Origin of the sequence: Hydrogenophaga crocea (assembly GCF_011388215.1) — a bacterium.
In the GTDB taxonomy this organism is placed as follows: Bacteria; Pseudomonadota; Gammaproteobacteria; order Burkholderiales; family Burkholderiaceae_C; genus Hydrogenophaga; species Hydrogenophaga crocea.
Genome location: NZ_CP049989.1, coordinates 921,783 through 942,529 on the forward strand (window position 1 = coordinate 921,783; position 20,747 = coordinate 942,529).

At 71.6% G+C, this 20,747-nt stretch carries 17 protein-coding genes and 1 tRNA gene; 9 read left to right on the top strand and 9 right to left on the bottom strand.

Annotation, left to right across the window (positions count from 1 at the left end; genetic code table 11):
• Positions 1-72: 72 nt before the first annotated feature.
• Positions 73-936, bottom strand: a complete 864-nt coding sequence (locus G9Q37_RS04415) for a transglycosylase SLT domain-containing protein (protein WP_166225115.1) — start codon at positions 934-936, stop codon at positions 73-75.
• Positions 937-1,611: 675 nt separating this feature from the next.
• Between G9Q37_RS04415 and G9Q37_RS04420 the strand changes: the two genes are divergently transcribed.
• Together G9Q37_RS04420 and G9Q37_RS04425 are read left to right on the top strand one after the other, a co-directional pair.
• Positions 1,612-5,364 (top strand): DUF748 domain-containing protein, encoded by a 3,753-nt coding sequence (locus tag G9Q37_RS04420; RefSeq protein ID WP_166225118.1) that lies wholly within the window; start codon positions 1,612-1,614, stop codon positions 5,362-5,364.
• A 137-nt stretch (positions 5,365-5,501) separates the two neighbouring features.
• Entirely contained in the window at positions 5,502-8,174 is a 2,673-nt protein-coding gene (locus G9Q37_RS04425; RefSeq protein ID WP_166225121.1) for a DUF349 domain-containing protein, read from the top strand.
• Here G9Q37_RS04425 and G9Q37_RS04430 read toward each other — a convergent pair whose 3' ends face one another.
• From G9Q37_RS04430 to G9Q37_RS04450, 5 genes are read right to left on the bottom strand one after another with little or no spacing between them, the layout of a single operon-like run.
• The gene (locus G9Q37_RS04430) at positions 8,175-9,023 is read right to left on the bottom strand and encodes a M90 family metallopeptidase (RefSeq protein ID WP_166225124.1); all 849 of its coding nucleotides are present in this window, start codon (positions 9,021-9,023) and stop codon (positions 8,175-8,177) included.
• The gene (locus tag G9Q37_RS04435) at positions 9,020-9,808 is read right to left on the bottom strand and encodes a UDP-2,3-diacylglucosamine diphosphatase (RefSeq protein ID WP_166225127.1); all 789 of its coding nucleotides are present in this window, start codon (positions 9,806-9,808) and stop codon (positions 9,020-9,022) included. Before G9Q37_RS04435 ends, G9Q37_RS04430 begins: the two co-directional genes overlap by 4 nt.
• Before the next feature lie 8 nt (positions 9,809-9,816).
• A complete protein-coding gene (locus G9Q37_RS04440) occupies positions 9,817-10,323 on the bottom strand; it encodes a peptidylprolyl isomerase (protein WP_166225130.1) in 507 nt (168 codons plus the stop codon).
• 2 nt (positions 10,324-10,325) lie between these two features.
• Entirely contained in the window at positions 10,326-10,904 is a 579-nt protein-coding gene (locus tag G9Q37_RS04445; RefSeq protein WP_166225133.1) for a peptidylprolyl isomerase, read from the bottom strand.
• Positions 10,905-10,915: 11 nt separating this feature from the next.
• Complete coding sequence (locus G9Q37_RS04450) at positions 10,916-11,467, bottom strand: tetratricopeptide repeat protein (RefSeq protein ID WP_240936511.1); 552 nt, start codon at positions 11,465-11,467, stop codon at positions 10,916-10,918.
• A gap of 266 nt (positions 11,468-11,733) precedes the next feature.
• On the opposite strand from G9Q37_RS04450, the gene cysS reads away from it, so the two are divergent.
• From cysS to G9Q37_RS04485, 7 genes are all read left to right on the top strand, one after another.
• Positions 11,734-13,116 carry a cysteine--tRNA ligase gene (gene cysS / locus G9Q37_RS04455; RefSeq protein ID WP_166225139.1) on the top strand — a complete coding sequence of 461 codons (1,383 nt, stop codon included), beginning with the start codon at positions 11,734-11,736 and terminating at the stop codon, positions 13,114-13,116.
• The gene (locus G9Q37_RS04460) at positions 13,116-13,769 is read left to right on the top strand and encodes a DNA-3-methyladenine glycosylase family protein (protein WP_166225142.1); all 654 of its coding nucleotides are present in this window, start codon (positions 13,116-13,118) and stop codon (positions 13,767-13,769) included. The genes cysS and G9Q37_RS04460 overlap by 1 nt, the downstream gene beginning before the upstream one ends.
• Positions 13,770-13,791: 22 nt before the next feature.
• Positions 13,792-14,778 (top strand): acetyl-CoA carboxylase carboxyltransferase subunit alpha, encoded by a 987-nt coding sequence (locus G9Q37_RS04465; RefSeq protein WP_166225145.1) that lies wholly within the window; start codon positions 13,792-13,794, stop codon positions 14,776-14,778.
• Complete coding sequence (tilS, locus tag G9Q37_RS04470; RefSeq protein ID WP_166225148.1) at positions 14,732-15,757, top strand: tRNA lysidine(34) synthetase TilS; 1,026 nt, start codon at positions 14,732-14,734, stop codon at positions 15,755-15,757. Before G9Q37_RS04465 ends, tilS begins: the two co-directional genes overlap by 47 nt.
• Before the next feature lie 66 nt (positions 15,758-15,823).
• On the top strand, positions 15,824-17,104 hold the full coding sequence (locus G9Q37_RS04475; protein WP_166225151.1) for an aspartate kinase: 1,281 nt from the start codon (positions 15,824-15,826) through the stop codon (positions 17,102-17,104).
• A gap of 42 nt (positions 17,105-17,146) precedes the next feature.
• Positions 17,147-17,239 (top strand) — tRNA-Ser (locus G9Q37_RS04480).
• A gap of 70 nt (positions 17,240-17,309) precedes the next feature.
• Positions 17,310-18,206 (top strand): EamA family transporter, encoded by an 897-nt coding sequence (locus tag G9Q37_RS04485; RefSeq protein ID WP_166225154.1) that lies wholly within the window; start codon positions 17,310-17,312, stop codon positions 18,204-18,206.
• A 10-nt stretch (positions 18,207-18,216) separates the two neighbouring features.
• Here the strand turns inward: G9Q37_RS04485 and G9Q37_RS04490 are convergent, their stop codons facing one another.
• Genes G9Q37_RS04490 through G9Q37_RS04500 form a run of 3 tightly spaced genes read right to left on the bottom strand, consistent with a single transcriptional unit; the run spans position 18,217 to position 20,734 of the window.
• Complete coding sequence (locus tag G9Q37_RS04490; RefSeq protein ID WP_166225157.1) at positions 18,217-18,648, bottom strand: RNA-binding S4 domain-containing protein; 432 nt, start codon at positions 18,646-18,648, stop codon at positions 18,217-18,219.
• Positions 18,645-20,069 carry a sensor histidine kinase gene (locus G9Q37_RS04495; RefSeq protein ID WP_166225160.1) on the bottom strand — a complete coding sequence of 475 codons (1,425 nt, stop codon included), beginning with the start codon at positions 20,067-20,069 and terminating at the stop codon, positions 18,645-18,647. The genes G9Q37_RS04490 and G9Q37_RS04495 overlap by 4 nt, the downstream gene beginning before the upstream one ends.
• The gene (locus G9Q37_RS04500; RefSeq protein ID WP_166225163.1) at positions 20,066-20,734 is read right to left on the bottom strand and encodes a response regulator transcription factor; all 669 of its coding nucleotides are present in this window, start codon (positions 20,732-20,734) and stop codon (positions 20,066-20,068) included. Before G9Q37_RS04500 ends, G9Q37_RS04495 begins: the two co-directional genes overlap by 4 nt.
• Between the last annotated feature and the right edge of the window lie 13 nt (positions 20,735-20,747).

Genomic DNA, 20,747 nt, shown 5'->3' on the forward strand with positions numbered 1-20,747 from the left:
CGCGGGTGGTGGCCTATCGCCAGTCGCGTACCGGCGCGTAGTTTAGCCGAGCACCGATGCCCACCAGGGGCATCAGGACGGCAGGGCCGTGTGCGGCGCAGGGCGCACCTCGGCCTCGACCTCGACCGACGGGGCCGGGGCGTTGACGGGAATGGCGCGCGCCGGCGGCACGTAGCGCTGCACGGGCTTGCCCATGGCCACGCTCTTGATGCGCAGGTGCTCGGCCATCACGCGGTCGATGTACCAGCCGCCGTCGCTGCTGACCGCGCCCACGTAGAGGCGCAGACCGCCTTCCACCGAGCCGGCGCGCTTGACGGCGTCTTCGAGCACCTTGGCGCCCACGCGCAGGTTGGACAGCGGGTCGAAGGCCGCGAGCTCGCCGCCGAAGTCTTCGTATTTGTCGGTGTGCACCCGCGTGAGCACCTGCATCAGGCCCTGTGCGCCCACGGGGCTCTGCGCGAAGGGATTGAAGCGCGACTCGATGGCCATCACGGCCAGCAGCAGCGTCGGGTCGATGCGCGCGCGCTCGCCGATGTTGTAGGCCTCGGTCACGAGCGCCGCGAGTGGCTCGGGAGCCACGCGGTACTTGCGGCTGAGCCACTGGGTCACCTTGGCCTGCTGCTCGGTCAGGTCGCGCAGGCTGGTGGCGGTGACGCGTTCGATCGCGGTCGGTTCGACCTCGACGTCGCGCTCGACCACCTGCTGCGCCTCCTGGCGCTGCAGCAGCCAGCTCAGCAGCCGCTCCTCGGCGCTGGCGCGCAGGTCGGCGCGCATGCCGAACACGAGCAGCGTGACCGCGGCGACCGTGCCGAGCAGGGCCAGGCCGTTCTGGGTGGTGTGCAGGAAACCCTGGTACACGTCGGACGCGGCGTGTTTCAGGGACGTTGCCAGGGCACTGGGCGTGCTCTTCTGCGGCGTCTGCGAGTTGGTCCTCATGGATCGCTCCTTGCTGGTCGGGCAGCGGCGCACAGGCACCGCCGACCGGTCGTTGGGGTCGCCATCGAACGCTTCATGGGGCAAAGCGTCGAGTTAGCCCTTGCGGGCAGCGTTGGGGGTTTACCCTCGCGTGGGCAAAAGTCGGCGGATGGTAGGGAGGGGTTAATAACAAGTCAATGTTTTGAACCTCGATCAAAAGAACAATTTGTCATTTGCGATTGCCGGCCTGCGTGCGTTTCGTCATCTTTCCGCTCGCGGGCCCAATGGCGACGCGGGCTTGCGCCACATGACGCCGTGATGACCGCTTGTCGGTTTGTGCCTGCCTTTCGGTTCGCGAAACGCGCATCCACCGCAACAAAATGGGCGAAACCGGCGCGATTGAAAAGTTCCATGACGGATCGACGATCGTGGCTTGAACCGCGGCCCGGGCCGGCGTAGTCTTCGCCTGCCGGGCTTGAAGTCCGGCATCTGCCGACAGCGCGGCGAACCGCAAGTCGGCCCCCATCGGGAGCAATCTCTTGCTTCCAGGCTGGCGGGACCCATACCCTCCCACCGCCAAAACCGACGGCAAGTGCCTTGTTGCCCGCCGTCTGCCCCGGCAGGTGCCCCCTGCCGGGGTTTCTGTTTCTGGGGCCGTCATGCCGGGCGGCGACGGCTTGCGCGACACTGCGCGCCATGGCCGCCGACCTGTCCTTGAATCCCGCTTCCGGTTCTGCCGCCCGCCGTTGGGCCCGCCGCCTGGCCTGGGCGCTTGCCTCGCTGCTGTTGTTGTGGGGGCTGCTCTGGCTGGCGTTGCCGCCGCTGTTGAAGTGGCAGATCGAGAAGCAGGGCAGTGCGCTGTTGGGGCGCACGCTCACGCTCGAGCGGGTCGACCTGCGGCCCTGGTCGCTGAGCCTGGCGCTCGAGGGCTTGCGGGTGGCGCGCGCCGCGGGCGATCCGGCCGATGTGGGCCCGCAGTTCGAGTTCAAGCGCCTGTTCGTCGATCTGGAGCTGCAGTCGCTGCTGCGCCTCGCGCCGGTGGTGGATGCACTGCGGCTCGAAGCGCCCCGCCTGCACCTGCGGCACCTGGGCGAGGGGCGGCTCGATGTGGACGACGTGATTCAGCGCCTGCGCGGGCCCGAGCGGCCCGGCGACGCCCAGCCCGAGCCCCTGCCGCGCTTCGCGGTGTTCAACATCGAGCTGGTCGATGGCGCGCTCGACTGGGTCGACACCCCGGTCGGCGTGACCCACCAGCTCGAAGGCCTGCACCTCGCGGTGCCGTTCCTGAGCAACCTCGGCTCGCGCCGCAACGTGGTGACCGAGCCGCGGCTGGCCTTCACGCTCAACGGCAGCGCCTTCGACAGCCGCGCCAGCACCACGCCCTTCGCCGACGACCACCGCACGCGCGTGCGGCTGCAGGTGCCCGGGCTCGACGTGCGGCCTTACCTGGCTTACTGGCCGCGCTCGCTGCCGGTGCAACCCACCGCCGCGCGGCTGAGCCTGGACCTCACCCTGGACTTCGAGGCGCACGCCGAGCCAAGCCTGGTGCTCGCCGGGCAGATCGGCCTGTCGGACGTGCGCTGGGCCGAGGCCGGCCAGCCCGTGCTGGGCTGGCAGCGGCTCGACCTGGACCTGCGCCGCGCCGAGCCGCTGCGCCAACGCGTGGAGATCGCCCGCATCGCCTGGCAGGGGCCCTCGCTCGACGTGTCGCGCGATGCGCAGGGGCGCATCAACCTGCTGCGCCTGGCCGAGGCCGGTCAGCGCGGGGCGCCGCGGCCGGCCGCGGCGCCGGCGTCCGGCGCGCCCGCCGGCGCCCGGCCGGCCTGGCAGGTGGTGGTCGACGCGTTCAGCGTCGATGGCGCAACCGTGCGCTGGCGCGACGCGGCCGTGAAGCCCGCGGCCGACCTGGCGCTGACCGATCTGCGCCTGAAGGCCACGGGCCTGGCCTGGCCGGTGCAGCAGGCGGCCCCCGTCGAACTGCACGCCCGGCTCGGCGACACCCCGCTGAGCCTGCGCGGCAGCGCCACCGACCGCGCGGCCCAGGCCCGCCTGACGTTGGGCGAGCTGCCCCTGTCGGTGGCCAGCCCCTACCTCGTGCAGCAGCTGGTGCCCGCGCTCGACGGCCGCCTGCAGGGCGAGTTCGCGCTCGATTGGCGGGCGGCGTCCGGCGCCGACGCGGGTGCCCTGCGGCTCGACGCCACGCGCCTGCAACTGGCCGACCTGCGCCTGGGCCCGGCGCGCGCGCCGCTCGCGCGCCTGCAGGGCCTCACGGTTGCGGGCGCACAGGTCGACCTGCTTGCACGGCGCGCCGAGGTGGCGCAGATCGCCGTTCAGGCGCCCGATCTCGACGTGCTGCGCCGCGCCGATGGCCGCTGGATGGCCCAGGACTGGCTGCGCGGCGATGCCGCCACGCCCGACGCCCGTTCGGCCGCTGCCGCCCGGCCCGCTGCCCCCGCGGCGCCCGCGCCCGACCCCTGGCGCGTGCTGCTCAAGGAGGTCCAGCTGCAGGACGGCCGCCTGCGCTTCAGCGATCAGAGCACGCCGCGGCCGGTGGCGCTCGCGGTGCAGGCCCTGTCGCTGCGCCTGCAGAACCTTGAGCCCATGGCCGTGCGCGCGCCGCCGGCGCCGATCAGCCTGCGGCTGCAGCTCGATCGCGGCGACCGCGGCCGCCGCGCCGCCGAGGGCGGGCGCATTGCCTTCGACGGCCAGTTGCAACTGCCAGGCCAGGGCGTGGGCGCGGGCGCGCGGGGCCGCGCGCAGATGGAGCGGCTGCCGCTGCACGCCTTCATGCCCTACCTGGCCGACCGCGTGAACTTCGAGCTGCTGCGCGCCGACGCCAGCCTGCGCGGTGACGTGGCCGTGGGCCTGGCGGAGGCGGGCACCACGGTCGAGCTCGCGGTGGAGGCCGCGCTCGAAGACCTGCGCGCCCAATCGCTGAACCCCAACGAAGAATTGCTTGCCTGGAAGAGTCTGCAGGTGCGCGGCCTGCGCGTGCGCAGCGCGCCCGGCCAGGCCGCCTCGGTGCAGGTCGCCGAAACGGTGCTCAGCGACTACTTCGCGCGCGTGCTGATCGACGAGCAGGGGCGCATCAACCTGCAAGGCCTGCTCAAGCCCCCGCCCGAGGCGCCATCGGCCGCCACGCCTCCGGCCGCCGCACCGGCGGCCCCTGCAACGGCTGCCCCTGCGACCGCGACCGCACCCTCGGGCCCCACGCCCGACATCCGCGTCGGCCCGATCAGCCTGGTCAATGGCCGCGTGCGCTTCTCCGACCGCTTCGTGCGGCCCAACTACACCGCCAACCTGAGCGAGGTGACCGGCTCCCTGAGCGCCTTCAGCAACCGCCCGCCCGCGCCCGGCCAGCCGTTGGCGCTGGCCGAGCTGTCGCTCAAGGGCCGCGCCGAGGGCACGGCCACGCTGGACGTGAGCGGCCAGATCAACCCGCTGGCCCAACCGCTCGCCATGGACGTGCGCGGCCTGGTGCGCGACCTCGAGCTCTCGCCGCTGTCGCCCTACAGCGCCAAGTACGCCGGCTACGGCATCGAGCGCGGCAAGCTGAGCATGGACGTGCGCTACCGCATCCAGCCCGACGGCCAGCTCGATGCCAGCAACCAGATCGTGCTCAACCAATTGAGCTTCGGCGAACGCGATCCCAACAGCAGCGCCAATCTGCCGGTCAAGCTCGCGGTGGCCCTGCTGGCCGACCGCGACGGCGTGATCGACATCAACCTGCCCATCAGCGGCTCGCTCAACGACCCGCAGTTCCGCCTCGGGCCGGTCATCGTGCGCGTGATCGTGAACCTGATCGGCAAGGCCATCACGGCGCCGTTCTCGCTCATCGCCAACGCCTTCGCCGGCGGCGGTGCCGACGCCAGCCAGATCGACTTCGAGCCCGGCCGCGCCACGCTCGACGACAACGACCGGCGACAGCTCGAGGCCGTGGCCCGGGCCCTGCAGAACCGGCCCGCGCTGCGCCTGACCATCCACGGCCATGCCGAGCTGGCGTCCGAACGCGAGGGCTGGCAGCGCGCGCGCCTGGACAGTCTGCTGCGCGCCGAGAAGCGGCGTCGCCTGGCGCGCGCCGGCGCCGAGGTGCCGGCGGAGCCCGAGATCGTCGCGGCCGAGCGCGACGAGCTGCTGCGCGAGGTCTACCGCCGCGCCGACATCCCCAAGCCACGCAACGCCATCGGCCTGGCCAAGGACATCCCGCCCGCGGAAATGGCCGCGCTGCTCGCCGCCTCGCAGGTGCCCGGCGACGACGCCATGCGCGATCTCGCGGTGGCGCGCGCGGTGGCGGTGAAGGACTTCCTGCTCGGCCTGAAGCTGGGCGAAGACCGCGTGTTCCTGGGCGCGCCGCGCCTGGGCCCGGTCAAGGCCTCGGAGGCCACGGAAACCACCACGCGCCCCCAGCTGCCCTCGGCGCGCGCCGAGCTGCAGCTCGCGCCGCGCTGATCGCTGCACCGGGCGCCGCACCAGGCGACGCGATCCCCGCCTTCACGCCGCCGCACCGCTGCGGCGACAATACGCGTTTTCCCGCGCGCGGCCCCGTCCGCGCGCCCCGGTCGCCCCGACCGCCTCTGCCCCTCCACATGTCGCTGTTTTCCCTGCGCCAGAAGCCCGTCACCGAACCCGCCGTGAACACGCCCACCTCCCCCAAGCCCGCCAACGCCCATCCGCTGGACGCCCTCACCGGCGGCGTTTTTTCGGCCGCCACCTCGGGCGATCGCAGCGCGCGCCTGCGCGACTGGCTCGCCCAGGCGCCCACGGCCGAGCAGATGCAGGAAGTGTTCAAGGAGCTGAGCCAGCGCGACCGCGGCGCGGCCAAGCCCCTGAAGGAAAAGCTCGACGAGCTCAAACGCCAGAAGGCGCAGGAGCAGGCCGCCACCGAATGGAGCGCCAAGGCCGAGGCCCTGCTCGGCGCGTCGCGCCTGAACCTCGCCGATGCCCTGGCCTGGCAGCGCGACGCCGCGCGCGCCGGCGCCCCGCTGTCGCGCGAGCCGCTGGCCACGCTGCGCCAGCAACTGGCCGAGCGCATCAAGTCGATCGAAGACCTGCAGCACGCGGTGCAGGTCGAGCGCGAGGCTGCGGTGCTGATCGCGCAGCGCATCGAGGTCCTGTCCACCAAGCCCTGGCGTGAAGCGCAGCAGGCCGCCGACGCGCTGCGCAACGACGTGGCGCAGTGGCAGCAGCAGGTCGACGGCCTCACGCAGGACCCGCAATGGGCCAGCGTAGAGCCCAAGTTCCCGCCCATGCTCGACGCCTCGCGCCAGCAGCTGCAACTGGTGTGGGAAGCCTTCTCGGCCGCGCTCGCGCAGGCCGTGGCGGCCGACGCCGACCCACAGGCGCCGCTGCCCGCCGTGCCCGTGTGGGCCGACGAGCTGCGCGTGGCGCGCGGTGAACCCGCGGCCGCCGCCGAAGCCGCCGCGGCCGCCGACGGCCAGGCCCAGACCGAGCGCCGCGAACGCGCCAACGCCGAGCTCGAGGCCGCGGTGGTCGCGCTCGAAGCCGAGCTGGCCCAAGGCCACGGCAAGGCCACGCCCAAGGTCGCCAACGAGGTGCGTCAGCAGCTCAAGAAACACGGTCGCCTGATCGCGCCTGCGCTCGACGCGCGCGCGCAGGCCGCGCTGGCCCAGGCCGGCGAACTCGAAGGCTGGCAGCGCTGGCGCGCCGACCAGCTGCGCGAGGAACTCGTGGCCAAGGCCGAGGCGCTCACCAAGGCGCCCGAGGGCCAGCGCCTGGGCGGGCGCAAGCTGCAGGAAACCCTGCGCCAGCTGCGCGAGCAGTGGAAAACCACCGACCAGGGCGGCGCGCCCAACCACGCGCTGTGGAAGCGCTTCGACGAGGCCTGCACCGAGGCCCACAAGCTGGTCGAGGTCTGGCTCACGCAGGTGCGCCAGCAGGCCGACGCCACGCGCGCCCAGCGCATGGCCATCATCGACGAGCTCAAGGCCTGGACCCAGGCCCATGCCGAGAGCAGCGACTGGAAGGCCCAGCTGCGCGAACTGCACGCCTTTTCCGAGCGCTGGCGTCAGGCCGGCCACCTGAGCGAAAAGGCCTTTGCCGAGATCCAGCCGCAGTGGAAAGACGCGATGCACCAGGCCCACGCACGCCTGGAGGCCGCGCAGGCCGAGAGCACCGCGCGCCGCAAGGCGCTGATCGAAGAAGCCACGGCGCTCGCCGAAGCCCGTCCGCTGCGCATTGACGCGGTCAAGGCGCTGCAGCAGCGCTGGCAGGCCGAAGCGCACGCGGTGCCGCTCGACCGCAAACAGGAACAGAAGCTCTGGGAGGCCTTCCGCGCCCCCATCGACAGCGCCTTCGAGCGCAAGACCCAGGAACGCCAGCAGCACGGCCAGGCCCTGAGCGAACACGACCAGCGCGTGCTCGACGCCGCGCGCGAACTCGAAGCGGCGAGCCAGTCGGGCGACGCCGCGCGCATCCGCGCCGCCATGGCCGCGCTCGAAGCGGCCAGCCAGGCCGCACCGACCACCCCGTCGTCGACCGCCCCGGCCGCAGCCCCCGCACCGGCGACGCCGGCGGGCGAAGGCGAGGGTGCGGGCGCGAGCGAGGGCGCCGCCGCCCCGGCCCCGCAGGCCGCGCCGCGCAAGCTCGTGGCCATGCGCGGTGACGACCGCCCGGGCCAGAAGCGCGCCGAAGCGGCCCCGGCCGGCCGCGACGCCCGCCGCGACGGCAAGCCCGCGGGCCGTGGCGATGCGCGCGGCCCGCGCGAAGGCAACCGCTTCGGCCGCGACGACCGCGGCTTCGGCGACCGTGGCTTCGGTGGCCGCGACGACCGCGCGCCGCGCGGCCCGCGCCTGGGTGACGCCGCGTTCCGCGCGCAGCGCCAGGCCCTGGACGCCGCGCAGGCGAGCCTCAAACGCCTGGCCGAACAGGCGCATGGCGAGGTGCTCACTCAGCTCGTGGACGCCTGGCGCGCACGCGACGCCGAACAACTGCCCGCGGCCCAGGCCCTGGGCCCGCGCGTGGGCGCGGCGCAGCGCAACGCCTGGGGCGCGGCGCTGGCCAAGCCCGCGGCCGATGCCGGCGATGCGCTGCTGCGCCTGGAGATCGCGGCCGAGGTGCCCACGCCCGCCGAGCAACTGAGCGAGCGCCGCCTGCTGCAGCTGCAGCTGCTCACCCGCCGCCACGAGGCCGCCCCGGCCGACACCTGGGCGCAGGACGTGGCGCGCGTGTTCGCGGGTGCGCACGACGAGCGCGCCGCGCGCCGCCTGCAGGCGGTGCTCAAGGCGCTGCTCAAGCGCTGATCAGCCCGCCTTCGCCGCGTTGAAGAAGCCGTCGTAGAGCGGCATCAGCGCCGCGAAGTCCTGCGCGAAGCGCTCGCGGTTCACGAAGTAGGCCTCGCAGGTCACGGCGAAGAACTCGGCCGCGTTGCTGGCCGCGTAGGCGTCGAGCCACGGGGGCTCGCCCCCGAAGCGCTCGGCCATGGCCACGGCCTCGCGAAAGCCCGCGTAGGCCTCGCCCATCACGCGCTGCCAGTGCGCGGCCGCGGCGCGGCGGTCGTTCAGGCCCAGGAAGCCGTCGGGCAGCACGGGCGCGCCCTGCGGCTCTTCGCCCGGGCTCAGCTCGCGCATGTCCATCTTGTGCACGAACTCGTGGATCACCACGTTGTGGCCGATGGCCGCGCGCTCGCCCGCGCTGGCCACGTCTTCCCAGCTCAGCATCAGCGGGCCGCCGTCCATGGCCTCGCCGGCCAGGGCCTCGGTGTACTGGTGCACCACGCCCACGGGGTCGCGCACCTCGCGCCGCGCGAGCACCGCGCCCGGTTGCACCACGATGCCCACGAAGTCGCCGTACCAGTCGAGCCGGTCGGCGCTCTGGCGCACGGCGCGGCCGTCGGGGCCGTGCATGTGCAGCAGCGGCCGGCAGGCCTGGGCCGCGATCGACAGCGCCATGGCGTCGGTGATTTGCAGGCCGTTGGCGCCGGTGAATTCCTTCTCGGCCAGGAAGTGCGCGCACAGCCCGCGCAGCGTGTTCCGCTCGGGCGCCGACAGCGCCTGCAGGAACGGCAGCTGCTGCAGCGTGTGCGCCCACAGCGCATCGGGCACCGGGGTGGGGCGGCGCCAGCGCCGCCGCAGCGACGACCACCAGCTCACAGCGCCACCCGCCGCGCGCCCGCGGCCGTCAGGCGCAACACCTCGGCACGCGGCGGGCTGGCCTGCAAGTCCCAGTCGCTGAGCACCAGGCGGCGCAGGCCGTCGCCCAGCGCGTGCTCGGCGGGGCGGTGCGTGTGGCCGTGGATCAGCGTGCCGGCGTTGGCCGCGCGCAGCGCCTGCCGCGCGGCGGCGGCGTCCACGTCGGCCCACAGGCCGGGGTCGTGGCCCAGTTCGCGCTTGCGCGCTTCGCTGCGCGCGCGCAGGTCGGCCGCAATGGTCTCGCGCGCGGCCAGGGGCCGCGCGAGAAAGGCCGTCTGCCAGGCCTCGCCGCGAACCTGCGCGCGGAACGCGAGGTAGTCGGTGTCGGCCAGGCACAGCGCGTCGCCGTGGCTGAGCAGCCAGCGCTGGCCGCCGAAGGCCAGCACCGTGGGGTCGGCCAGGCCGCGCATGCCGCTGGCCGCGAGCGCCTGCGTGCCGAGCAGGAAGTCGCGGTTGCCGGCCATGAAGAAGAGCGCCGCGCGCTTTGAGAAGCGGTGCAGCGCGGCCACGCAGTCGCGCACGAAGGCGCGCTCGGGCGTGTCGGCGTGGTCCAGCACATCGTCGCCCACCCAGACCTCGAACAGGTCGCCGAGGATGAAGAGCGCGTCGGGCGCGGGCGCGGCGTCGAGGTAGGCGAGCCACGCGCGCTGCGTGGCCGGCTCGGACGCTTGCAGGTGCAGGTCGGAGATGAGGTCGACCGTGCGCCAGGTGGACGGCGCAACGAGCTCGTCGGTGCGCTCACCCATGGGTGCGATCAGAGGGCGACGGCCTTCTCGATCACCACGTCGGCCTTGGGCACGTCGTCGTGGAAGCCCTTGCGGCCCGTGGCCACGCCTTCGATCTGCTTGACGATCTCGCTGCCCGAGACCACCTTGCCGAACACCGCATAGCCCCAGCCCTGCGCGCTCGGCGCGGTGTGGTTGAGGAAGCCGTTGTTGGTGACGTTGATGAAGAACTGCGCGGTGGCCGAGTGCGGGTCGTTGGTGCGCGCCATGGCCACGGTGTAGACCTCGTTCTTGAGGCCGTTGTTGGCTTCGTTCTCGATCGGCTTGTCGGTGGGCTTCTGGTTCATGCCCGGCTCGAAGCCGCCGCCCTGGATCATGAAGCCGGGGATCACGCGGTGGAAGATCGTGTTGTTGTAGTGGCCCTTGTTCACGTAGGCCAGGAAGTTGGCGGTGGACTTGGGGGCTTTCACCGCGTCGAGTTCGAGCGTGATCACGCCCATGCCGGCGATGTGCAGTTCCACTTGGGGGTTGGCCATGTTCATTTCTCCAGGCTGGCTTTGTTGATGGTGACGGGGGTGGCGGGCACGTTCTGGTGCATGCCGCGGTTGCCGGTGGGCACGGCGCGGATCTTGTCGACCACGTCCATGCCCGCGACGACCTTGCCGAAGACGGTGTAGCCGTAGCCATCGGGCGAGGGCGCGTTCAGGCCGGCGTTGTCGACGACGTTGATGAAGAACTGCGAGGTGGCGGAGTTCGGGTTCGAGGTGCGGGCCATGGCGATGGTGCCGCGGTCGTTCTTGAGGCCGTTGCCCGCTTCGAGCGGCACCGGCGCGCGCGTGGGCTTTTGCTGCATGTCGGCGGTGAAGCCGCCGCCCTGGATCATGAAGTTGCCGATGACGCGGTGGAACACGGTGCCGTCGTAGTGCTTCTCTTCGACGTACTGCAGGAAGTTCTCGACCGTCTTGGGCGCCTTGGCGGCGTCGAGCTCGACCACGATGTCGCCCAGCGAGGTGCTGAGCTTCACGCGCGGCTTGGCGTTGGCGCCTTGCGCGTGCGCGGCGCCCGAGAGGGTGAATGCGGCCAGGAGCGCGAGCAGCGCGCGGCGGGAGAAGGTCATGGGCGAAGTCCTCAGCGGTTGGGGTTGGCGGGCATGTCGAAGATGCCCTGCACGGCCTTGAGCTTGGGTTCGAGCCGGCGGTTCCCGGCATCGATCTGTTGCGCACGCTGCCACGCGCGCTGCGCGAGCCGCGCGTACACGTCGCCCAGGTTCTCGTGCGCCACCGCGTACTGCGGGTTGGCGCGGATCGCACCTTCGAGCGCGGTGCGCGCTTCGTCGTAGCGGCCCGCGGCGGCGTGGATCACGGCAAGGTTGTTGTAGGGCTCGGGCAGTTCGGGGAATTCCTGCGTGAGCTGCGCGTAGGTTTCCTGTGCCGCGGCCACGTCGCCCTTCTGGTTCTGCGCCACGCCCACCAGGAAGCGCATCTGCGGGTCGCGCGCGTTGGTCTGCAGGTAGCGCTGTGCGCGTTCGATCGCCTGCTCGTACTGGCCGGCGCGCGTGAGGCGCGACACCTCGTCGTAGGGCGTGACGGTGGGCGTGAAGGTGGATTGCGCGAACGCGTGCGCGCTCACGGCGAGCAGCCCGATGGCGAACAGGCGGGGCAGGGAGGGGCAATGGGACATCGGTGCGCCGCGGTCCGGCGGTGACGCTCGGTGGTACATGGAACCTCGTCGGCTGGGGCGGGCCGGCGTTCAGGGGGTGGCCGACCAAAGGCCCGGTCGCACACGCTTGTGCGCGGTGGGCGTCGATATACTGGCGCGCATTGTATCTGAGGGGTACCGGCTGGCCGGTCGCATCAGACCGTGCCTGCGGGGCGCCGGACCCGTGAGGCGCCGCGCTTGCGGGCGCGGTGGAAGCGGCCGGCACCGCACCCGCCTTGCGCCTTGCGATGACCCTGCACATCCACAACACCCTCACGCGCCGGCTCGAGCCTTTTGCGCCCATCGAGCCCGGCCACGTGCGCATGTACGTCTGCGGCATCACGGTCTACGACCTGTGCCACGTGGGCCATGCGCGCTCCAACATCGCGTTCGACGTGGCGCGCCGCTGGCTCGAAGCGAGCGGCCTGCGCGTGACCTTCGTGCGCAACATCACCGACATCGACGACAAGATCATCCGCCGCGCGCTGCACAACGGCGAGACCGTGCGCGCGCTCACCGACCGCATGATCGCCGCGATGTACGAAGACTTCGACGCGCTCGGCATCGCGCGCCCCACGCACGACCCGCGCGCCACCGACTACGTGCCGCAGATGCTCGACATCGTGCGCACCCTCGAAGGCAAGGGCCTGGCCTACCGCAGCGGCGACGGCGACGTGAACTACGCGGTGCGCCGCTTCGCCGGCTACGGCAAGCTCTCGGGCAAGAGCCTGGACGAGCTGCACGCGGGCGAGCGCGTGGCCGTGGCACAGGGCAAGGAAGACCCGCTCGACTTCGTGCTCTGGAAGGCCGCCAAGCCCGAGGAGCCCGCCGACGCGCAATGGGACTCGCCCTATGGCCGCGGCCGCCCGGGCTGGCACATCGAGTGCTCGGCCATGGCCTGTGCGCTGCTCGGTGAAACCTTCGACATCCACGGCGGCGGCGCCGACCTGCAGTTCCCGCACCACGAGAACGAGATCGCGCAGAGCGAGGGCGCCAACGGCGTGCCGCTGGCCCGCGTGTGGATGCACAACGGCTTCGTCAACGTGGACAACGAGAAGATGTCCAAGAGCCTGGGCAACTTCTTCACCATCCGCGAGGTGCTGCAGAAGTTCGACGCCGAGACGGTGCGCTTCTTCATGCTGCGCGCCCACTACCGCAGCCCGCTCAACCACAGCGACGCCCACCTCGACGACGCGCGCGCCGCGCTCAAGCGGCTCTACACCGCGCTGTCGGCCGTGCCCGCGGCCGAGGTCGCCATCGACTGGACCGACCCGTTCGCCGCGCGCTTCAAGGCCGCGATGGACGACGACTTCAACACCCCGGTCGCGCTGAGCGTGCTGTTCGAACTCGCCAGCGAGCTCAACCGCGGCAAGCAGGCGCAGCACGCGGGCCTGCTGCGCGCGCTCGGCGGCGTGCTGGGGCTGCTGCAGGCCGATCCCGCGGCCTACCTGCAGGGCGGTGGCGCGGGCGCCTCGCTCGACGAAGCGGCCATTGCCGCGCAGATCGCTGCGCGCGCCGCCGCCAAGCAGGCGCGCGATTTCGCCGAGGCCGACCGCATCCGCAAGGCCTTGCTCGAGCAGGGCATCGTCCTCAAGGACGGCCCCGCGGGCACCACCTGGGAACGCGCCTGATGGCCACGCCGAGCCAGTTGCCCGAGTTCGGCCCCGACGCGCCCGTGTACTGGGGCGAGGCCTGCCGCCACCTGATCAAGCGCGACCGCGTGCTCAAGAAGCTCATTCCGCAGCACCCGGGCGCGTTCCTGCAGTCGCGCGGCGACGCCTTCGTCACGCTCGCGCGCAGCATCGTGGGCCAGCAGATCTCGGTGAAGGCCGCGCAGTCGGTGTGGGACCGCTTCGACGCGCTCACGCGCAAGATGACGCCGGCCCAGGTGCTCAAGCTCAAGGTCGACGACATGCGCGCGGCCGGCCTGTCGGCGCGCAAGGTCGAGTACCTGGTCGACCTCGCGCTGCACTTTGCCGACAAGCGCGTGCGCGTCAACGACTGGCCTTCGATGGACGACGAGGCCATCATTGCCGAGCTCGTGGCCATCCGAGGCATCGGCCGCTGGACGGCCGAGATGTTCCTCATCTTCCACCTCATGCGGCCCAACGTGCTGCCACTCGACGACATCGGCCTGCAGAACGGCATCAGCCGCGCGTACTTCTCGGGCGAGCCTGTGAGCCGCAGCGAGATCCGCGAGGTCGCCGGGTCGTGGGCGCCTTATTGCAGTGTGGCCACTTGGTATATTTGGCGGTCGCTCGATCCGCTCCCCGTGAGCTATTGAGTCACCAGAGTAGGAGCCTGACATGGCCAAAAAGAACTTTCTCGATTTCGAGCAGCCCATCGCCGAGCTCGAATCCAAGATCGAGGAACTGCGTTACGTGCAGACCGAATCGGCGGTCGACATCTCCGAAGAGATCGACAAGCTCGCTTCCAAGAGCCTGCAACTCACCAAAGACATCTACAGCAACCTGTCGCCCTGGCAGATCACCAAGATCGCGCGCCACGCCGACCGGCCCTACACGCTCGATTACGTGCGCGAGATCTTCACGCACTTCACCGAGCTGCACGGCGACCGCCATTTCGCCGACGACCTGTCCATCGTGGGTGGCCTCGCGCGCTTCAACGGCCAGCCCTGCATGGTGATCGGCCACCAGAAGGGCCGCGACACCAAGGAACGCGGCCTGCGCAACTTCGGCATGACCAAGCCCGAGGGCTACCGCAAGGCGCTGCGCCTCATGAAGCTGGCCGAGAAGTTCAAGCTGCCGGTCTTCACTTTCGTGGACACGCCCGGCGCCTACCCCGGCATCGATGCCGAGGAGCGCGGCCAGTCCGAGGCCATCGGCCGCAACATCTTCGAGATGGCACAGCTCGAGGTGCCCATCATCTCCACCATCATCGGCGAGGGCGGCTCGGGCGGCGCGCTGGCCATCGCCGTGGCCGACCAGGTGCTGATGCTGCAGTACTCGGTGTACTCGGTGATCAGCCCCGAGGGCTGCGCCTCCATCCTCTGGAAGACCAGCGAGCGCGCGAGCGACGCGGCCGAGGCCCTGGGCATCACCGCCCACCGCCTCAAGGCCCTGGGCCTGGTCGACAAGATCGTCAATGAGCCCGTGGGGGGCGCGCACCGCGACCACAAGCAGATGGCCGCCTTCCTCAAGCGCGCGCTGGGCGATGCATTCCGCCAGGTGGCCGACCTCAAGGTGAAGGAACTGCTGGAGCGCCGCTACGCGCGCATCGACGGTTATGGCCGCTTCACCGACACCAAGGCCGAAGCGCGCGAGAAGCGCTGACGCCGCCGAAGCGGCGTTGCCCGGGGCCCAGGCGCTTGCCGACTGGGCCCTTCGTCATTGGGGGCCTGACGGCGTGCCCGAGGGCCCGGTGGCCGTCGCCTTCAGCGGCGGCGCCGACTCCACCGCCTTGCTGCTCGCGGCCCACGCCCTGTGGCCGGGCCGCGTGATCGCGCTGCACGTGCACCACGGCCTGCAAGCCGCGGCCGACGCTTTCGAGGCGCAGGTGCGCGAGCGCTGCGCACGCCTGGGGCTGGCCTGCCATGTGCGCCGCGTGGACGCGCGCGCGGCCCCGGGCCAGAGCCCCGAAGACGCCGCGCGCGGCGCCCGCTACGCCGCGCTCGCCGCGCTCGCACGCGAGGCCGGCGCGGACTGGGTGCTGCTGGCCCAGCACCTCGACGACCAGGCCGAGACCGTGCTGCTCGCGCTCTCGCGCGGCGCGGGCCTGCCGGGCCTGGCCGCCATGCCCGAGGCCTTCGTGCGCGAAGGTGTGCGCTTCGGCCGGCCCTGGCTGGGCCTGCGCGGCCAGGCCCTGCGCGACGCGCTGATCGAGCGCGGCGAGGCTTTTGTCGACGACCCGAGCAACGCCGACCTGCGCTTCACGCGCAACCGCATCCGCCACCGCCTGAGCCCGGCCTGGGCCGAGGCCTTCGAGGGCTACCGCGAGGCGCTCGCGCGCAGCGCCGCGCATGCCGCGCAAGCGCAGCGCCTGCTCGACGAACTCGCCGCGATCGACCTCGCCGCCACCGGCACGCCGCCGCGCATCGCGGCATTGCAGGCGCTCTCGCGCGAGCGCCAGGCCAACGCCTTGCGCCACTGGCTGCGCCAGGCCCACGGCGTGGCGCCGAGCGCGGCGCAACTGGCCGAACTGCTCGACCAGGTGCAGGCCTGCCGCACGCGCGGCCACGCGATCCGGCTCAAGGTGGCCGCGGGTGTGGTGTGCCGCGAGGGTGCGCAGTTGGCGTATACCCCCTCGATATAATCCCGGGGTTTTGCCCGGCTCCGGGCACCCGGCAGCGGTGATCGCTGCGCTTTCCCCTCCCTTCCAATGGCCTTGATCGTTCACAAGTACGGCGGCACCTCCATGGGGTCGACCGAACGCATCCGCAACGTCGCCCGCCGCGTCGCCAAATGGCACAAGGCCGGTCACCAGATGGTGGTGGTGCCCAGCGCCATGAGCGGCGAAACCAACCGCCTGCTGGGTCTGGCCAAAGAGCTGGCCCCGGGCAAGCCCGGCAAGGCCTACGGCCGCGAGCTCGACATGCTCGCCGCCACCGGCGAGCAGGCCTCGTCGGCGCTGCTGGCCATCGCGCTGCAGGCCGAAGGCCTGGAGGCCGTGAGCTACGCGGGCTGGCAGGTGCCGATCAAGACCAACGACGCCTACACCAAGGCCCGCATCGAATCGATCGACGACGCGCGCGTGCGCGCCGACCTCGCCGCCGGCAAGGTGGTGATCGTCACCGGTTTCCAGGGCATCGACGACGGCGGCAACATCACCACGCTGGGCCGTGGCGGCAGCGACACCTCGGCCGTGGCCGTGGCCGCGGCGCTCAAGGCCGCCGAGTGCCTGATCTACACCGACGTCGATGGCGTCTACACCACCGACCCGCGTGTGGTGCCCGAGGCGCGCCGCCTGGCGCGCGTGAGCTTCGAAGAGATGCTCGAGATGGCCAGCATGGGCTCCAAGGTGCTGCAGATCCGCTCGGTGGAGTTCGCGGGCAAGTACCGCGTGCCGCTGCGTGTGCTCTCGAGCTTCACGCCCTGGGACATCGACCTGAATGAAGAAGCCGCCTCCGGCACCCTGATCACTTTCGAGGAAGAAGAAGCCATGGAACAAGCCGTCGTTTCCGGCATTGCGTTCAACCGCGACGAGGCCAAGGTCTCGGTGCTCGGCGTGCCCGACAAGCCGGGCATCGCGGCGCAGATCCTGGGCGCCGTGGCCGACGCCAACATCGAAGTCGACGTGATCATCCAGAACCTGAGCAAGGACGGCAAAACCGACTTCAGCTTCACAGTGCACCGCAACGATTACCAGAAGACGCTCGACCTGCTCAAGGCGCAGGTGGTGCCCTCGCTGGGCGCGGCCGATGTGGTGGGCGACAACCGCATCTGCAAGGTCAGCATCGTGGGCATCGGCATGCGCAGCCACGTGGGCGTGGCCAGCCGCATGTTCCGCTGCCTGAGCACCGAGGGCATCAACATCCAGATGATCTCGACCTCGGAGATCAAGACCTCGGTGGTGATCGACGAGAAGTACATGGAGCTGGCCGTGCGCGCGCTGCACCGCGAGTTCGATCTCGACCAGAGCGCCGACAAGATCGAGGCCTGACGATTTTCCCGCGTGTGCTTTGGGGCATAATGCGGGACTTCCGGAGTGATGACCGAGTGGCCGAAGGTGCTCCCCTGCTAAGGGAGTATGGGGTGTAGAGCCTCATCGAGGGTTCGAATCCCTCTCACTCCGCCACAGATCGCAACAAGGGCGCCCCTCGGGGCGCCCTTGTTTTTTGCCGATCGGCTTTCTACCGCGAACCGCCATGCCCCAGAGCCTCTCGCGCACCGCCTTCGCCACCTTGCTGCTCATCGCCTTCATGATGGGGGCGAACCACGTGGCCGCGCGGTTGGCCTTCGACCATGGCGTGACCGTGGCCACTGCGGTCACCGTGCGCAGCGGCATCACCGCGCTCGTGGTCGCTGCCATCGTGCTGTTCGCGCGCGTGCCGCTGCGCTTGCAGGCGCGCCACCGCAAGGCCTTGCCCGCCATCGGCCTGCTGGTGGGCGTGCAGAGCCTGTGCCTGTACGCAGCCGTGGCGCGGCTGCCGGTGGCGCTCGCGCTGCTGGCCTTCAACACCTACCCGTTGTGGACCGCGTTCTGGGCGCGGGTGATCTACGGCCACCGGCCCGCGCCGCACCTGCTCAAGGCCATGCCGCTGATGCTGCTCGGCCTGGCGCTCGCGCTCGACGTGTCGGGTGCGGCCTCGGGCCTGGGCGCGGGCGGGCACTGGGCGCGCATCGGCGTGGGCGTGGGCTTCGCGCTCGCGGCGGCCGCCAGCTTCGGCCTCGCGCTGGTGTTCACGCAGCACGAAACCGCGGGCCTCGACGGCCGCGTGCGCACCGCGAGCACCATGGCCATCGCCTCGGTGATCGCGCTGGTGGCCAGCACCACGCAGGGCGGCCTGCACTTTCCGAACGCCATGGCGGGCTGGTGGGGCCTGGCGGGCCTGACCTTTCTCTACGGCACGGCCTTCACCATCATGTTCACCGTGCTGCCGCGGCTGGGCGTGGTGGGCAACTCGGCCATCATGAACATCGAGCCGATCTTTGCGCTAGTGCTCGCGTGGGTGTTCCTGGGCCAGTCGATCGCAGCCATTCAGGTGGCGGGCGGCCTGATCGTGGTCGCCACGGTGATGTGGCTGGGGTTGCGGCGCGGCTGAGGCCGCGCCCTCACTGGTCGTCGAGCGAGGCGCTCCAGCGGTCGCCCCAATCGCTGAGCGTGCGGCGGTCGCGCTTGGTGGGCCGGCCCTGCGTCTGGGCCAGCGCGGGCTCGGGGGCCAGGCGGCGCTGTTCGGCCGCGGCCGTGCGGCGCGCCAGCGATTCGGCGGTTTCTTCGTAGAGCTGCTGCGCCACCGGCGCGGGCCCGCGCACCGCGCTCAGGCCGCGCACCACCACCGTGCGCCATTCGTTGCCCTGGCGGAATTCGAGCGTGTCGCCCACGCGCGGCTCGCGCGAGGCCTTGGCCACCTGGCCGTTGAGGCTCACGCGGCCCTTGTCGATGGCTTCGGCGCTGAGGGCGCGGGTCTTGAAGAAGCGCGCGGCCCAGAGCCATTTGTCCAGGCGCACGCGTTCGGTCGGGGCTTCTCGGTCGGGCACTTTCATGGTTCGGTCGTGAGGGGCAGGCGCACCGTGGCGTCGAGGCCGCGCACGGCGCCGCCTACGCTGCGGTTGTTCAGTTCGATCTGGCCGCCGAGGGATTGCACGATCTCCCGGCAAATCGCGAGCCCGAGGCCCGAGCCCGAGAGGCTGGGGCCGGCGCCGTGGTCGGTGGCGAAGGGTTGGAACAGGCGCTGGCGCAGGCTTTCGGCGATGCCCGGACCGCTGTCGCTCACGGTGAGCGCGGCGGTACGCGCGTCGCGGTGCAGGTCCACGTGCAGCGCGCCGCCCTGGGGCGAGTGCTTGATGGCGTTGTGCAGCAGGTTGCGCGTGAGTTCGCGCAGCGCCCATTCGTGCGCCCGCACCGGCGCCTCGCCACCGAGTTCGAGCGCGAAATCGAGGTCGCGCTCGGCGATCAGCGCCGACAGGTCGAGCGCCACGGTGCGCACCACGCCGGCCCATTCGGTCAGGGGCACGTCGCGGTCCTGGCGCAGCTGCTCCACCTTGGCGAGCGCCAGCATCTGGTTGGCGAGGTCGGTGGCGCGGTCCACGGTGTGCGCGATCTCGTCGAGCGCCTGGCGCGGCTCGACGTCGCCGCGGCGTGCGGACTGCAGCTGCGTCTTGAGCACCGCGAGCGGCGTGCGCAGCTGGTGCGAGGTGTCGCGCACGAAGCGCTTCTGGTGGTCGAGCAGATGGGACAGCCGCTGCATGTGCTGGTTGGTGGCGTCGAGCAGCGGCAGCAGCTCGCGCGGCGCGTCCTGCGCGGGCAGCGGCGAGAGGTCGTTCTCGCTGCGCGAGGCCAGCGCGCTGCTGATGTCGCGCACCGGCCGCGTGGCGCGCTGCACCACCACCACCACCACGAGCGCGATCACCGCCAGCAGCGCGGCCTGGCGCCACAGCGTGTCGATCAGGATCTGGCGTGCCAGGGTCTGCCGCAGCTCCAGGGTCTCGGCCACCTGGATGGTGGCCACGCCCTGGCCCTCCACGCCGGCCACGGGCTGCAGCAGCACGGCCATGCGCACCTTCATGCCGCGGTACTGGTCGTCGTAGAAGTTCACCAGCGCGGCGTAGATGTTGTCCTTGGGAATGGCGCGCCGCGGCGTGGGCAGGTCGTCGAAGCCCGAGACCATTTCGCCGTGAAAACCGGAGACGCGGTAGAACAGCCGGCTGCGGTTGTCGGCCTCGAAGGCCTCGAGCGCGGAGTAGAGCAGGGTGGCGTGCACGCGCGCCGCATCGCCGCGCCCCGTCACCTGCAACTGCTCGCCGAGCGATTTCGCCGTGGCCAGCAAGGTGCGGTCGTAGGCGGTGTCGGCCGCGGCCAGCGCCTGGCGGTACAGCACCACGGTGTTGAACACCACGTAGGCGAACACCGGCAGCAGGATGCCCAGCAGCAGGGTGCGGCGCAGCGAGAACGGACGTGGGCTCACGGTGCCTTCAACAGGTAGCCCAGCCCGCGCAGCGTGACCAGTTGCGCGCCGGTGTGCGCGATCTTCTTGCGCAGCCGGTAGGCCACCACCTCGATCGCTTCGGTCTGCACCTCTTTCTCGCCCGGGAACACGAGCTCGAACAGCCGCTCCTTGGCGATCGCGTGGCCCGGTCGCGCGAGCACCGCGCGCAGCAGCGCGAGCTCGCGCGGCGTGAGCTCCAGCGGCGTGCCCTGGTGGTACACGGCGCCGCTCTCGGCGTCCACCGTCATGCCGCACCAGGCGGTCGAGGCGGGCGCGTCGCTGCCGGTGGCGCGGCGCACCAGCGCGCGCACGCGGGCCTCGAGCTCGTCGAGGTCGAAGGGCTTGGCGAGGTAGTCGTCGGCGCCGGTGTTCAGGCCCAGGATGCGGTCGCCCACGGTGCCGCGCGCGGTGAGGATGATGACGGGGGTGCGCAGGCCCGCGGCGCGCGCCTGGGCCAGCACCTCGAGCCCGTCCTGGCCCGGCAGCGAGAGGTCGAGCAGCACCGCGTCGGGCTGGCTTTGCCGCCACACACCGAGCGCGCGCAGGCCGTCGTCGCAGGTGAGCACCTGCAGGCCGCGGCGCTCCAGCGCGCGGCTCAGGGTCACCTGCATGGTGGCGTTGTCTTCGACCAGCAGCAGCTTCATGCGGCGGCCATTA